The sequence below is a fragment of the Neisseria sp. P0021.S007 genome (assembly GCF_051956855.1).
Map to the genome: position 1 here is coordinate 1 of NZ_JBQCXA010001128.1, position 527 is coordinate 527.

Consider the following 527-nt stretch of genomic DNA (forward strand, 5'->3'; position numbering starts at 1 on the left):
AATGTACATGGTAATGCTATAAGCCTCAGCAGCCGGAACGCCACTTTCAATTTGACTTTGGCGGATATAGTTGACCAACACCGGGCCAATAACAGCCGCAGTTGACCATGCCAGCAAAATCCTGCCGTGGATTGCACCGACTTGATAAGTGCCGAACAAATCCTTCAGATACGCCGGAATCGCTGCAAAACCGCCGCCATACATGGAAATGATGACGCAGAATCCAATAACAAACAAAGCCTTGTTCCCGCTCTCGCCAATCGACGGAATGGCAAAATACAACAGCGAGCCGAGCACAAAGAAAATAGTATAAGTATTTTTACGGCCAATTTTGTCGGACACGCTGGACCACAAAAAGCGCCCCCCCATATTAAACAGACTCAACAGGCTCACAAAACCTGCCGCCGCACCCGCACCAATGGCAGCCTGTTTACCGACAGAAGTTTCAGAAAACAGCTCCTGAATCATGACAGAAGCCTGACCCAAAACGCCGATACCCGCCGTCACGTTCAGACACAACACCCAAA

The 527-nt window shown here is 49.5% G+C and carries 1 protein-coding gene; it reads right to left on the reverse strand.

What is annotated here, in order from left to right:
• Nucleotides 1–527: MFS transporter (locus ACTHUR_RS17880; protein WP_440400082.1), on the reverse strand; the 527-nt coding region annotated here is incomplete at both ends.